The 13,893-nt window shown below is 48.8% G+C and carries 10 protein-coding genes; 9 read left to right on the forward strand and 1 reads right to left on the reverse strand.

The window, feature by feature from the left end; all coding sequences use genetic code 11:
• A partial coding sequence (locus QVO97_RS07020; RefSeq protein WP_369678394.1) for a 2-hydroxyacyl-CoA dehydratase family protein occupies positions 1 to 1,313 on the forward strand: 1,313 nt, incomplete at its 5' end.
• On the forward strand, positions 1,310 to 3,019 hold the full coding sequence (locus QVO97_RS07025; RefSeq protein WP_022359648.1) for an acyl-CoA dehydratase activase: 1,710 nt from the start codon (positions 1,310 to 1,312) through the stop codon (positions 3,017 to 3,019). The genes QVO97_RS07020 and QVO97_RS07025, both read left to right, overlap by 4 nt.
• 10 nt (positions 3,020 to 3,029) lie before the next feature.
• Here QVO97_RS07025 and QVO97_RS07030 read toward each other — a convergent pair whose 3' ends face one another.
• Positions 3,030 to 3,905: a MerR family transcriptional regulator gene (locus QVO97_RS07030; protein WP_022359649.1), complete on the reverse strand. Its 876-nt coding sequence runs from the start codon at positions 3,903 to 3,905 to the stop codon at positions 3,030 to 3,032.
• A 113-nt stretch (positions 3,906 to 4,018) separates the two neighbouring features.
• Between QVO97_RS07030 and QVO97_RS07035 the strand changes: the two genes are divergently transcribed.
• From QVO97_RS07035 to QVO97_RS07065, 7 genes are all read left to right on the forward strand, one after another.
• On the forward strand, positions 4,019 to 5,194 hold the full coding sequence (locus QVO97_RS07035) for a pyridoxal phosphate-dependent aminotransferase (protein ID WP_022359650.1): 1,176 nt from the start codon (positions 4,019 to 4,021) through the stop codon (positions 5,192 to 5,194).
• 1 nt (position 5,195) lies between these two features.
• Positions 5,196 to 6,272, forward strand: a complete 1,077-nt coding sequence (locus tag QVO97_RS07040; RefSeq protein ID WP_022359651.1) for an iron-containing alcohol dehydrogenase family protein — start codon at positions 5,196 to 5,198, stop codon at positions 6,270 to 6,272.
• 103 nt (positions 6,273 to 6,375) lie between these two features.
• Entirely contained in the window at positions 6,376 to 7,722 is a 1,347-nt protein-coding gene (locus QVO97_RS07045; RefSeq protein ID WP_022359652.1) for a YjiH family protein, read from the forward strand.
• 370 nt (positions 7,723 to 8,092) lie between these two features.
• Positions 8,093 to 9,961 (forward strand): TIGR03960 family B12-binding radical SAM protein, encoded by a 1,869-nt coding sequence (locus QVO97_RS07050; protein WP_022359653.1) that lies wholly within the window; start codon positions 8,093 to 8,095, stop codon positions 9,959 to 9,961.
• Between the two features lie 13 nt (positions 9,962 to 9,974).
• Positions 9,975 to 10,781: a TIGR03936 family radical SAM-associated protein gene (locus tag QVO97_RS07055; RefSeq protein WP_022359654.1), complete on the forward strand. Its 807-nt coding sequence runs from the start codon at positions 9,975 to 9,977 to the stop codon at positions 10,779 to 10,781.
• Positions 10,782 to 10,886: 105 nt separating this feature from the next.
• Positions 10,887 to 12,164 (forward strand): ribonuclease E/G, encoded by a 1,278-nt coding sequence (locus tag QVO97_RS07060; protein ID WP_022359655.1) that lies wholly within the window; start codon positions 10,887 to 10,889, stop codon positions 12,162 to 12,164.
• Positions 12,165 to 12,204: 40 nt separating this feature from the next.
• Positions 12,205 to 13,566, forward strand: a complete 1,362-nt coding sequence (locus tag QVO97_RS07065) for an NCS2 family permease (RefSeq protein ID WP_022359656.1) — start codon at positions 12,205 to 12,207, stop codon at positions 13,564 to 13,566.
• Positions 13,567 to 13,893 lie beyond the last annotated feature (327 nt).

A 13,893-nucleotide genomic window follows, 5' to 3' on the forward strand; every position in this document is an offset into this window, starting at 1 on the left:
AAAATGAACTTAAAAGAATGGAAGAAACAACAATGGATGTAATTGGAAAATTTGGAAATAGGGTGAGCAGCCAGGCGCTTAAGGATCCGGAAAAAGCGCGTCGGCTGCTTCTTGCGGGATACCGCCTGCAGGAAAAGAAGCTTCAGTTTTTGCCGGATCGGGGGCTGCCGTCGTCGGGACAGTATGTGGCGCGGGTGGTTATGAAAAATATCATTCAGTCGCTGTCGGAACCGGAGAATGCGGCGATGGTCAGCATATTTGTGCCGGGAGAGCTGGTGATGGCGGCAGGGCTGACGCCGTACTCAGTGGAGGCGATGTCCTGTTTTATGGCGGGAACGAAGTGTGAGCAGACGTTTCTTCGGAAAACGGAGGAAGAAGGATTTCCGGAGACGATGTGTTCGTACCACAGAGTGTTTCTGGGGGCGGCGCTGACGGGGATTCTGCCAAAACCGAACTGCATGATTTATACGAACCTTGCGTGTGATGGAAATATGATGACGTTTCCGTATTTAAAGGATAAATTTGAATGTCCGGGCTTTTATATTGATGTTCCGTATGAGAAAAACCGGGAATCGGTTCTGTATGTGGCGGATCAGCTGCGGAAATTGAAACGGTTTCTGGAGGAGACGACGGACAGACGGATTTCGGAGGAAACAGTGCGGAGTGCGGTAGATAACAGCCGGAAAGCGGCAGCGAATTATAAAAAACAGCTTGCCCTGCGGTGTGCGCATGACCCGGTGACCTCTCTGACGAATGAATTGTATGCGCTTTTTATGTGCCATCTGATGGCTGGCTCAGAGACGGCGGTTACCTATACGGAAAAACTTCTGCGCGATGTGCGGATGTCACCGAGGGGAGATGGTCTTTCGGTAATCTGGATGCACATCATGCCATTTTTACAGGAGCCGGTTAAGGATATTTTTAATTATAGTAAGAAAATGCACATCCGCGCTTGTGATTTTATCGCAGATGGTTTTCAGGAGATGCATGCGGAAGACCCGTATGAGGCGATGGCAGAGAAAATGGTCTACTGCATTTACAATGGCAGTGTGAAACAGAGAATTGAGGAAGCGGAACGGCTTGCCAGAATCACGGAAGCGGATGGTGCTGTTTTATTTGCCCACTGGGGCTGTAAGGGAACGATCGGTGCATCCAGCCTGATTAAGCAGTCCTTAGAAAAGACAGGACTTCCGACGATGATTCTCGACGGTGACGGCTGCAACCCTGCCAATACCAGCGACGGTCAGGTATCGACGCGGCTTCAGGCGTTTGTGGAAATGCTGGAAAAGGGCAAGGAGGAGAAACACGCATGATTTATTACGTCTGTAAGTATACCCCGATCGAGCTGTTCCGGGGGTTTGGAGAAGAATGTTCTGTTTTGGAGGAAATGCCGGAAAATTTCGAACAGTCGGATCAAATTGCACATGCAAATCTGTGCGGCTTTGGAAAATCGGTCATTCAGGCAGTGCTGGAAGGAAAGGTTGAACAGCTGGTGCTGGTAAACTGCTGCGATTCGATGCGGCGCGTTTACGATATCGTGGAGAGCACGGGAAAATGTAAGTTTTTATATATGCTGGATCTGCCGCATGATGATAATGAATGTGAAAAAGTGAAATTTGCGGGCACGATCCGGAGGCTTAAAAAGGCATATGAGGCATATTCCGGGAAAGTGTTTGATAAACGCGCTTTTATCAAGTCCTTTATTACGCCGGAAATGAACACGGAGCCGTACATTGGTGTGTTGGGCGTGCGGGTCAGCGGCATTCTGGAGGATATGATCCGGGACAATATCCAGATGGATGTGGAAAATCTGACCTGTACGGGTGGTCGGAAACTGTCGGTCGTACAGGATGAAATGTGGAATATGGAGGAAGAGGAGCTGTTTCTTTCTTACGCGGACGTCCTGCTGGGACAGATGCCGTGTTTCCGCATGAACCGTTCGATCCGCAGAAACCGTCTGTATCTGGATCCGAATTTAAAGGGAATTATTTATCACACGATCAAGTTCTGTGATTATTATGGATTTGAGTATGCGAGTATCAAGCGGGATATCAAGGTTCCTCTCCTTAAGATTGAGACTGATTTTACGAGCCAGAGCGCGGGGCAGCTTTTGACGCGCATTCAGGCATTTGAGGAGACGATCGAGGGATCAGAGGATATGGATCCGGGAAAAGGTATCAGTGAGGAGGCAAGAAAGAAGATGGAGTCGGGCATTTTTTATGTAGCGGGAATCGACAGCGGTTCGACAAGTACGGATGTGGTCATACTGGATCAGGATGGAAAAATTAAATCGACGATGATTATTCCGACCGGCGGCGGTGCGATGATGAGCGCCGAGAAGAGTCTGGATCTGGCGATTGAGAAAGCGGGAATTAAGAAAGAGGAGATCGTGCGGATCGATACGACCGGATATGGACGATCCTACATTGACAGTGGGGATGACAGCATCACGGAGATTACCTGCCATGCCAAGGGCGCAAATTATCTGAATCCGAATATCCGCACTATCATCGATATTGGCGGGCAGGATATCAAGGCGATCAGCATCGACGGGCAGGGAGCCGTGAAAAATTTCCTGATGAATGACAAATGTGCCGCCGGAACGGGACGTTTTCTGGAAATGATGGCGAAAACGCTGGGACTTTCCCTGGAGGAAATGAGTGTGAAAGGGCTGGAATGGAAGCATAATATCGTGATTTCCAGCATGTGTACGGTGTTTGCAGAGTCGGAGGTCGTGTCGCTGGTGGCACAGAATAAGGATGTGGCAGATATTATCCACGGTTTAAATGTGTCAGTTGCCTCAAAAGTCGGCGCGTTGGCAGCCCGCCTTGGAAAGGATCATCCAGGCGAATATATGATGACCGGCGGTGTAGCGAAGAACCAGGGTATCATCCAGGCATTGGAAGAGAAGCTTGGTGCTAAACTTTATATCTGTGATGAGGCGCAGCTCTGCGGTGCGCTGGGAGCGGCGCTATTTGCTTATGAGAAATGTAAAGGCAGTGCGGAGGAAACGCGATGAAGCGGCAGGGTTAAAACACTTGTATCGATATTTTCGTCAGATATTCACTGGGAGAGGCTGTGGCCAATTCGTCGATCACAGCCTCTTTATAAGAGTATTTGCCGGTTTTAAACTTGTGTTCATCGGTCCAATCAAAGAGTTTTTCGTAGGTGGCTTTCGAGTCATAGTAATTTCCCATTAAGTAAGCAACTGCATAGGTTCCGGCCGTTTTTAAGTGATAGGGGGAATTTTTTGGTTTTGTTATAACTTTTGTGAAAAAATAAGCATAGGTATCCAGATGATTTTTTCGTAAATCTGCCACATCAAGCATGGCACCATAAGGATGACCGGCATTTAGAGCGTGGGCATTGCAGTAACCGATGTGGCGGCAAAGAGCCTGGATGATTTTCTGATGGTCATCTGTATGAATCGGATCGCTGAGAATCAGATATTCTTCCGGTGTCGTCTCGAGAAAAATACGACCATTTTTATTTTCGGTATGGAAGAATAATTCATCTTCTGTGTATTCTGCCTGTTTCTGATTCAGTGATTCCTGGAGTGATACCAGGGATAATTTTGTTTCAACCACTTCTTCAATTTTACGGAGGTGTTCTTCCTCCTTCTTAGTCTTTTCACGTTGTTTCAAAAGAAGTGCTTTTAATGACTCCGGATTGCGCCGGTCTAAAAAAGCACCGATTTCTTTTAAAGGCATCCCAAGTTCTTTTAAACAGGTGATGGTAAAAAACACATCAAATTGGCTTTCACTGTAATACCGATAGCCTTTTTCATCAATATAGGCGGGTTTAAAGAGCCCGATTTCATCATAATGAATCAGTGTGCGCTTGTTTGTGTTGCATAATTTTGCAAAATCGCCGGTTCGTATGCACGCATTTTTGAGTTTTTGCATAAATATTCATTTCCTTCTTGACTATACCGTAACGTTATACCATATTATATATTTGTTTTTAAAAGAAAGCAACCAAATAGAACATATATAACGAAAAAGGAGCGGTAAATAGTATGCCAAAGTTAAGTGACCGTGTTAATACATTTACGGATTCTGTAATCCGACGCATGACAAGAATTAGTGATGAGTATGGAGCGATTAATTTATCCCAGGGATTTCCAGACTTTGATCCGCCGAAGGCAATTCTGGACAGATTAGCAGAGGTGGCCTATGAGGGACCTCACCAGTATTCCGTTACATTTGGTGCAGAGAATTTCCGTGAGGCCCTTGCTAAGAAACAGGGAAAGGCCATCGGACGCGAGATCAATCCGGAGACGGAGATTGTGGTTACCTGCGGCGGAACTGAGGCGATGATGAGTGCGATGATGACCATCTGCAATCCGGGCGACAAGGTAATGGTATTTTCCCCATTTTATGAAAATTACGGGGCAGACGCGATTCTGTCAGGGGCAGAGCCGATCTATATTCCGCTGGTGCCGCCGACGTATGAATTTGATATCAATTTGGTAGAAGAGGGCTTTAAGGCGGGCGCGAAAGCGATCATCGTCTGCAACCCGTCCAATCCATGCGGAAAGGTATTTACCAGAGAAGAGCTGACCCAGATCGGAGAGCTGGCAGTCAAATATGATGGATTTGTTGTGACGGATGAGGTTTATGAGCACATGGTATATGCGCCGAACGAGCATGTCTGCATGGCATCCCTTCCGGGTATGTACGAGCACACGATTACCTGTAATTCTCTTTCCAAGACTTATTCCATCACTGGCTGGAGACTGGGCTATCTGATCGGACCGGAGGAAGTGATCGAGGGAGCGAAAAAGGTACATGATTTCCTGACCGTCGGAGCAGCCGCACCGCTGCAGGAGGCAGCCGTGGTGGGACTGGAATTTCCAGAATCCTATTACAGCGACCTGCTGGCGCTCTATACGAAGAAGAGGGATCATTTCTTAAAAGGACTGGATGCGATCGGTCTGAAGCACAATGTGCCGCAGGGAACGTATTTTGTCATGATCGATATCCAGGAGTTCCTGGATCTGCCGCAGTTTGCCGGATATACCGATTTGGAGTTCTGCGAGTGGATGATCAAAAATATCGGCGTGGCAGCCGTTCCGGGTTCCAGCTTTTTCCGGGAAAATGTAAACAATCTGATCCGTCTGCATTTTGCACGGGAGGAGAAAACGATCGACGAGGCACTGGCGCGTTTGAAGAAATTAAAGGAGTTGCTGTAAGATGACTTATTCGGTAAATTTTGCGAATTATACAATCGGAAAAGAAGCATATAAAAATGTAAATGAAGTGTGCCGCCAATACGGTACGAAAGCGCTGCTGATCGGTGGAAAACTGGCGTTGGAGGCAGGAAAGGAAAAGCTTCTGCAAGCGCTTGCAGAAGGGGAAAATCCGGTCACGATCGTGGATACAGTCCTGTTTGGAGAGGACTGTACCTATGCCGGGATGGAAAAAATTGCTGCACACGTAAAAAAATGCGGTGCGGATATGATTTTTGGCATGGGAGGCGGCAAGGCGCTGGATACAGCGAAGGGAACGGCGGAAAAATGCGGTCTTCCTGTATTTACTTTCCCGACGATCGCGGCAACCTGCGCGGCGACGACGGCCCTTTCAGTTGTATACAAAGAAGATGGAAATTTTGACAGTTTCTACTTCTATGACAAACCGGCGCGCCACAGCTTTATTGACACAGAGATTATTGCCGCTGCCCCGGAGTGCTACCTGCGGGCGGGAATCGGTGATACGCTGGGAAAATACTTTGAGTGCCATTTTTCTGCGAGAGGCGACCGGCTGACGCACAGTTCGGCGCTTGGACGTGAAATCAGCAATATGTGTTATCTGCCGCTTCGGGAGTATGCAGAAAGTGCGCTGGAGGAATGCCGGGAAAACCAGGCGGGTGAGGCGCTGGAGCAGGCGGTTCTTGCCAATATCGTGAGCACCGGTCTGGTATCGCTTCTGGTTCTGGATGATTATAACGGTGCGATCGCACATTCTGTCTACTATGGACTGGTGCTGCTTCCTGGTTTTGAGGAGAAAAACCTTCACGGCGATGTGGTAGCCTATGGTGTGCTGGTTCAGCTGATGATAGACGGCGAAGAAGAAAGAGCAAGGGAAATGAAGGGATTTCTTGAAAAGCTTGGAATCCGCACTACCTTAGCCGAGATGGGGGCGCCTCTTGAGAGAGAAGCGCTTACGGCTGTATTAAAAGAGATTGTGACCGGTCCGGATATGGAGCATATTCCGTATGAGGTGACGGAAGACATGGTTTATAACGCCTTATGTAAGGTGGAAGAATTATAGTTAATAAAGGGTGCAGCTGAACAAAATTCCGTTGCTGGGCACGCATGCGCGAACGGTTACGGATGAAAGATTCTAGGAGAAAAGCAAAACGAGAGGAGACAATATGGAAAAATCATATGTGACAGCAAAGAATCTATGTAAATTTCTGTTTGGTTCAGCATTTGGTGTTTTGATGTTCCTTGTGCCGATTCCGCAGGGAGAATCATTTACAACACTGCTTGATTTTCTGAAAAGCTGGATTAAGGGACTATTTGGTGCGAGTTTGCCCTACATCATTATGGCGATTCTGGTGGTATCGGCCGTGGTCAGTTTGTATGACTACATCGCAAAGCCGGATTGGATTCGGAAGAATCATTATCTGTCCAGAGCTTTTTCGACCACACCGCTGTATCTTGTTTCTAAGATAATTGGTGCGGTATTTGCCGTTATGGTTGTATTTAAAATCGGACCGGAGCAGGTGATTTCCGCCGATACCGGAGCAACCATGGTGGATCTGTGCGGAACGCTGTTCAGCATCGTTATCGCCTTTAGTTTTATCATGCCGTTTCTGACTGACTGCGGAATTATGGAATTTCTGGGAGTGATCGCAAGACCGGTGGTTCGCCCGCTGTTTCATGTACCGGGAAGAGCTTCCATCGACCTGATTGCATCCTGGTTTGGTGCCTCCAATGCGGCGGTTATCCTGACCAGAGAGCAGTATATGAAGGGCTTTTACACTAGGAGAGAGGCTGGATATATCATGACTAACTTCTCTCTGGTATCCATTCCGTTCTGTCTGATGGTAGCAGATACCATGGGAATTTCCAATATTTTCCCTCCATTTTACCTGTGCATCTGTGTAGTGGGAATCATCCTAGCCGTCATCATAGCTAGAATTCCACCGATCTGTACCATTCCGAATACCTATAGAGAGGCAGTTGGAAAGCAGATTGATGAGGATATTCCACAGGAAAAAGGGATGTTTGCTTATGCTCTGGAGATGAGCTGCAAGCGTGCGGATAAATTTACTGCAAAAACAGTAGTTACAAGCGGTTTTGAGGTTCTGATGGGCATGTTTTTTGACCTGATTCCCATCGTAGTATCCTGGGGAACCATTGCCCTGATTATCGCGACCTACACTCCATTCTTCAGCTGGATTTCTTATCCGATGGGAATGTATTTGCAGGCACTGGGAGTTCCGGAAAGCTTTGCAGCAGCACCGGCAACACTGGTTGGATTCACAGATATGTTTATTCCGGCGCTTCTGTCGGTGGGACTTACCTCCGTGAAGACAAAATTTGTGGTCGGTGTCTTATCTCTGGTTCAGATTATATATCTGACAGAGGTAGGAACCATTATCATCAAAAGTGAGATTCCGCTGAATTTCTGGAAACTGCTGGTTATCTTCTTGGAGAGAACACTGGTTGCGATTCCGTTGATTGTACTTTTTGCCAATATGATTGGACTGTAAAGTGAATAAAAATCCAAGAATGCATCTACATTCTGAAATCAGAAATCAAATTAAAACATTATAATCTTCGATGCCTCGTTGGGAAGCCAACGGGGTATTTTATTATTTCATAGGAAATTGTGTCCTATGAAATAATAAACGCTCCGCGAGGATGCGCACTCGCGCGAAGCAGAAACATGTCGCAAGCGGCCGCGCGAGACGCCCGAATATGGGATGGTTCACGACCAGATAAAATGCGGGATAACGGAAGAATACCTTGCACAACCGCCGTAAATACCTTATAATAGTGCAGTTTGATGGATTTTGATCCATTCTGTATAAAACTTGGAAATAATAGATTCAGTCACAAAAGTTAGGAAAATAAAATCGTATGAGAAAATTAGCATTAAGTGATGAAATCCTTCTCAAGATCTCCCAGCCGGCGCGTTATATTGGCGGCGAGGTGAATATGGTGAAGAAGGATCCGTCGAAGGTAGCAGTCCGGTTTGCCATGTGCTTTCCGGATGTGTACGAGATCGGTATGTCCCATCTGGGCATCCAGATTCTTTATGATATGTTCAACCGCCGGGATGACGTTTACTGTGAGCGTGTTTATTCCCCGTGGATGGACTTAGATCCGATCATGCGGGAGCAGAAGATTCCGCTGTTTGCTGTTGAAAGCCAGGATCCGATCAAAAAATTTGATTTCCTTGGAATTACAATCCAGTACGAAATGTGCTACACCAATATTTTGCAGGTGCTGGAATTATCACAGATTCCGCTCCATGCAGAAGATCGTACCGAGGAGGATCCGATCGTTATCGGCGGCGGTCCGTGTACCTACAATCCGGAGCCGATTGCACCATTTTTCGATCTCTTCTACATGGGTGAGGGCGAGGTGGTTTATTTTGACCTGATCGACCGCTACAAGGAGATCAAGGCGCGCGGCGGCAGCCGGAAGGAATTTCTGGAGCAGGCGGCGCAGATTCCGGGTATCTATGTGCCGGGATTTTATGATGTGACATACAAAGAGGACGGCACGATCGAGGCGATGACGCCGAACAACCCGCACGCGCCGCAGACCGTTTCCAAGCAGCTTGTCATGGATATGAGCGATACCTGGTATCCGGAGAAGCCGGTGGTTCCGTATCTGCGCGCGACGCAGGACCGTGTGGTTCTCGAGATCATGCGCGGCTGTATCCGCGGATGCCGTTTCTGCCAGGCGGGCATGGTATACCGCCCGGTGCGCGAGCGCAGCCTGGAGGAACTGAAACGTCTGGCGCGGACGATGCTAAAGAGCACCGGACATGAGGAAATTTCGCTGAGTTCGCTGAGCTCCAGTGATTACACGAAGCTGGAGGGAATCGTCAATTTCCTGATCGACGAGTTTGACGGAAAGGGCGTCAATGTGTCCCTGCCGTCCCTGCGTATTGACGCATTTTCCCTCGATGTCATGAGCAAGGTGCAGGACGTGAAGAAGAGCAGCCTGACCTTTGCACCGGAGGCGGGATCCCAGCGTCTGCGTAACGTTATCAACAAGGGTCTGACTGAGGAAAACATTTTAAATGGTTCTGCCGAGGCGTTCAAGGGCGGCTGGAACCGCGTAAAGCTCTACTTCATGCTGGGACTTCCGACTGAGACCGTGGAAGATATGCAGGGCATTGCCGAGCTTTCGGAGAAGGTGGCGGAAGTGTACTATGACACGGTTCCGAAGGAACAGCGCCACGGCAAGGTGCAGGTAACCGCCAGCACCTCGTTCTTTGTGCCGAAGCCATTTACCCCGTTCCAGTGGGCGCCGATGTGCACGAAAGAGCAGTTCTTGGAGCGCGCGAGCATCGTCAACCACCGCATGAAAGAGATGTTAAATAAGAAGAGTCTCCGCTATAACTGGCATGAGGCGGATGTGACCGTGCTGGAAGGTGTTCTGGCGCGCGGCGACCGCAAGGTGGCAGCTGTGATCGAAGAGGCGTACCGTCAGGGTGCAATCTACGATTCCTGGTCAGAGTATTTCAACAATGATATCTGGATGAAGGCGTTTGAGACCTGCGGCGTGGACATTGATTTCTATACGACGCGTGAGCGAAGCCTTGATGAAGTGTTCCCGTGGGATTTCATCGACGCGGGTGTGACGAAGGATTTCTTGAAACGCGAGTGGGCGAACGCACAGGCGGAAACGGTAACGCCGAACTGCCGGATGCGCTGTTCGGGATGTGGTGTCCGTAAGTACGGCGGCGGAGTCTGTTTCGAAGAACGGGCATGAGGAAGGAGCGGTCATGAAGATACGAATTAAATTTCAAAAACAGGGAACGGTGCGTTTTATCGGTCATCTGGACGTGATGCGTTACTTCCAGAAGGTGATGCGCCGGGCGGAAGTGGATATCCGTTATAGCGAAGGATTCAGCCCGCACCAGATCATGTCGTTTGCCTCTCCGCTCAGCGTGGGGCTTATCAGCCATGCGGAGTATGTGGATATTGATGTCAATTCCAGCGGAAATTCGACCGGGATGGTGCGCCGCTTAAATGAGGTCAGCGCCGAGGGGCTGGAGGTGCTCAGCTACCGCGAGCTTCCGGAGACGGCAAAGAATGCGATGTCGCTGGTGGCAGCTGCTGATTACACATTCTGGTTTAAAGAGGGATTTGCACCGGAGGACGGCAGCAGTGTAGAAGAATTTTTCGGGAAATTTCTGACATTCTGCAAAAGCGAGACAATTCCGTTTGTGAAGCAGACGAAAAAGGGCGAGAGAACCGTGGATCTGCGTCCGCTGATCTGTGAGGCGCGAATCGCGGAGCGGAAAGAGTATGTTCCGGCGATGGTCGCAGACTGGTATCCGGATCTGGAAAATGAGACGGTTGAGGAAGAAAAACAGGCAGAAGGAATCTGTGTCTTCCTGCGCCTCTTATCGGGCAGTGCGGCAAACGGAAAGCCGGAGCAGGTATTGCAGGCATTCTATGAGAGCCTGGGGCTGACCTACCGCCCGTTTGCCATTCAGGTCGAGCGCGAGGAGCTGTATGCGGACGAGGGCGCCGAGGGCGCACCGGAGTATGTGCCGCTTGAGGCGTATGGAAGCGAGATTGTGTAAATGCTTCAATGTTCATTAAGAGATGAAATGCGAAGCGCCAGCAAAATCCGGCTGCAGTTAGCGCAAAGTGTGAACGGCAGCAAAAAATGAGAGGAGACGAAGAGTTTGGATCAGTTAATAGTGACAAAATGGAAGGATCGAAGCCTGACGGCGCTCCTCTCGGACGGGCACTGCCGGTCGCTGACGCTGGAATCTGGCGATGAAAGCCTGCTGGGGAATATTTACATCGGCAAGGTGAAAAATGTGGTAAAAAACATCAACGCCGCGTTTATTGACCTCGGCGGTGGAAAAACCGGGTATTTCAGCCTGGCGGAAAACCCGGTTCCGCTTTATACAGACGAGCTGAACCAGCTATGTTCATTCGGATATTCTGGAAATTCTGAGAAGAAAGTAAGTCCACGGAAACTAAAAGCTGGAGACGAGCTTCTCGTCCAGGTGTCCCGCGACGCCCTGAAAACCAAGGATCCGTCCGTGACCTGCTGTCTGAATTTTCCGGGTACTTATATGGTTCTGACGGTTGGAAAACCGCAGATCGGATTTTCGGCAAAAATCAAGGATAATGCCTGGAAAGAGAAGGTGCGGGAGGAACTTCTGACACATAAGGATGAGCGTTTTGGACTGATTGTCCGGACGAATGGGGCGTCGGCTTCCATCGAAACACTCTGTGCAGAAACAGAGAAGCTGAAACAGCAGATGGAAGAACTTTTTGCCCGGGCAGCCTGCCGCACCTGTTACAGCCTTTTAGAGCAGGGTACGCCGCCCTATATCCAGAGTCTTAGGGATGCGAAGAAAGGAACCCTTTCGGAGATCATCACAGATGTGCCGGAGTATGCGAAGAAGATTGAGGCATGGCTGGAGGAAGAGAAGGAAGAGGACAAGGAACAAAAAGAAAATCAGCCCCAGGCAGATAAAAATGAAAGCATAAAACAGGCGATTCCGAACTTGTCCCTATATACAGATGAAAACCTCCCATTAATGAAGCTGTATCGTCTCGAATCCGTCTTAAAAAGCGCCACAGACCGCCGTGTCTGGATGAAATCCGGCGGCTATCTGGTCATCGAGCCAACCGAGGCATTGACGGTGATCGATGTCAATACAGGAAAATATACAGGGAAAAAGACGCCTGCCGAGACGATCTTAAAGATCAACCTGGAGGCGGCGCATGAGGTGGCGCGCCAGCTGTCCCTGCGGAATCTTTCCGGTATTATTATTGTGGATTTTATCGATATGGAATCGAAAGAAGATCAGGAGACGCTGATGAGGACGCTCGGGGAAGAGCTTTCCCGTGACCCGGTCAAAACGATCCTGGTGGATATGACGCGGCTTGGGCTGGTGGAGATCACCCGCAAAAAGGTGCGCCGTCCGCTTCATGAGATTTTGTAGCGGTTGAATCATAGAATGAAAAACACAAGGAGAAGAAAAGATGTTTGAAAAAGTATTTAAGCTATCCGAGCATCAGACGACCGTAAAGACGGAAGTCATGGCTGGAATTACGACCTTTATGACGATGGCGTACATTCTGGCAGTTAATCCGAGCATCCTCGGATCGACCGGCATGGACCCGACTGCGGTGCTTCTGGCTACGGCTCTGGCATCATTCATCGGTACTGCCTGCATGGCATTTATGGCGAACCTGCCGTTCGTTCTGTCCGCAGGCATGGGACTCAACGCGTATATGGCGTATACGGTGTGCGCGGGCTATGGCTATAGCTGGCATGTTGCACTGCTGGCTGTATTTGCAGAGGGTCTGATCTTCATCGTGCTGTCTCTGACAAACGTGCGCGAGGCGATCTTCAATGCGATTCCGTTGACTTTAAAGCGCGGTGTGTCCGTCGGTATCGGTCTGTTCATCGCATTTATCGGTCTTCAGAATGCGGGACTTTCAGTAGACTCTTCCACACTGGTAACGATCATCAGCTTCCCGGAAAATTTCCATACCGCAGGTATCTGCGCGCTGCTGGCGCTGATCGGTCTGTTTATCATGGCGGTTTTATACACCTACCGTGTGAAAGGCGCGATTCTGTACGGCATTCTGGGAACCTGGATTCTCGGTATGCTGTGCCAGGTAACCGGCATTTACACACCGGACGTAGAGAATGGTTTCTACACTCTGTTCCCGACCCTGGGAATCACCGATTTCTCCAAACTGGGAGAGACATTTGGTAAATGCTTTACCGTTGACTTCGATGCAGTTGGAATTATCAATTTTATCGTAGTTATTTTCTCATTCCTGTTTGTAGATATTTTTGATACACTTGGTACATTAATTGGTGTAGCAACCAAGGCAGACATGCTGGACGAGGAAGGCCGTCTTCCGGGTATCCGTCCGGCGCTGATGGCAGATGCGATCGCAACTTCCTTTGGTGCGGTATTAGGTACTTCCACAACGACTACCTTCGTTGAGTCTGCATCGGGTGTTGCAGTCGGCGGACGTACCGGTCTGACTGCCCTGGTATCGGCACTCCTGTTCCTGCTTTCCACCCTGTTTGCACCGATTTTTACGGCGATCCCGTCCTTTGCGACGGCTCCGGCATTAATCATGGTTGGCTTCCTGATGGTGGGAACTGTAACTGAAATTCGTTTCGATGAGGACAATATCACCGAGGCAATCCCGGCATATCTGGCAATCATCGCCATGCCGTTGTTCTACAGCATTTCCGAGGGTATTTCCATGGGAATTATCTCTTATGTGCTTTTGAATGTGGCAGCAGGAAAAGCAAAGAAGATCACTCCGCTGATGTATGTGCTGGCGGTACTCTTCGTTCTTAAATACATTTTCCTGTAACAACTTGTAATAATTTAACCCCTGAAAACTTGACGAAAACAGGTTTTCATAATAAAATAGTCTATATCAAAAAAAGTTTTTAAAATTTTTTTGATTAACGTGCAATAAAATGCGTATGCAGCGTATTAACTTATTGAACGGATGAAAATCATTCCCGCGCGGAAGAACGTGGACAGAGACGAACAAAAACAAATCAAGTTACTCGAAATTCCTTGATGCATTACACTCCGTTACGAACTGTCCAAGATTTTCTGCTGGGATCTTTTCGGTATCGGTTGACAACCAGCAACCGATATCGGGTAAAAAGCGCCGGACCTGCTTGCAGTG

The sequence above is a fragment of the Clostridium sp. CAG:43 genome (assembly GCF_000434655.1).
GTDB classification, from domain to species: domain Bacteria; phylum Bacillota; class Clostridia; order Lachnospirales; family Lachnospiraceae; genus Otoolea; species Otoolea fessa.

Excerpts from the sequence above, each read along its gene's own strand:
- QVO97_RS07035 (WP_022359650.1), top strand. The coding sequence starts at position 4,019 with ATGCCAAAGTTAAGTGACCGTGTTAATACATTTACGGATTCTGTAATC.
- QVO97_RS07065 (WP_022359656.1), top strand. The coding sequence starts at position 12,205 with ATGTTTGAAAAAGTATTTAAGCTATCCGAGCATCAGACGACCGTAAAG.
- QVO97_RS07045 (WP_022359652.1), top strand. The coding sequence starts at position 6,376 with ATGGAAAAATCATATGTGACAGCAAAGAATCTATGTAAATTTCTGTTT.
- QVO97_RS07055 (WP_022359654.1), top strand. The coding sequence starts at position 9,975 with ATGAAGATACGAATTAAATTTCAAAAACAGGGAACGGTGCGTTTTATC.
- QVO97_RS07025 (WP_022359648.1), top strand. The coding sequence starts at position 1,310 with ATGATTTATTACGTCTGTAAGTATACCCCGATCGAGCTGTTCCGGGGG.
- QVO97_RS07050 (WP_022359653.1), top strand. The coding sequence starts at position 8,093 with ATGAGAAAATTAGCATTAAGTGATGAAATCCTTCTCAAGATCTCCCAG.
- QVO97_RS07030 (WP_022359649.1), bottom strand. The coding sequence starts at position 3,905 with ATGCAAAAACTCAAAAATGCGTGCATACGAACCGGCGATTTTGCAAAA.
- QVO97_RS07040 (WP_022359651.1), top strand. The coding sequence starts at position 5,196 with ATGACTTATTCGGTAAATTTTGCGAATTATACAATCGGAAAAGAAGCA.